Annotated in this window: 1 pseudogene; it reads left to right on the forward strand. The window is 59.5% G+C overall.

The annotated features are described in order from the left end of the window. Positions 1-121 precede the first annotated feature (121 nt). Positions 122-269, forward strand: a pseudogene (locus tag SB822_RS57540) (methanol dehydrogenase); the annotation flags it as partial.

A 269-nucleotide genomic window follows, 5' to 3' on the forward strand; every position in this document is an offset into this window, starting at 1 on the left:
GGTGCCGGCGGTTAATCAACGGCTGGTTCAATAACAGTTGGTTCAATTGAGTCATGGGTCCGCGTCGCTGCACGAAGCAGCCGGCGCGGCCCTTTCCCGAGGATCGAGGAGACATCTGCATATGAAAGGCCGATCAATCTTGTTGGGGGCGGCGTTGCCGGTCCTTTTCGTCGTGCTGCCTGTCGCGTACGCTCAGACCAATCCCGCGATTGCCCAGGTGGCGTACAAGGTGGTCGACGGCAGCAAGGTGGACAGCAACACGTTGCAAG

Source organism: Paraburkholderia sp. SIMBA_054 (assembly GCF_046534875.1).
Taxonomy (GTDB): Bacteria; Pseudomonadota; Gammaproteobacteria; order Burkholderiales; family Burkholderiaceae; genus Paraburkholderia; species Paraburkholderia hospita.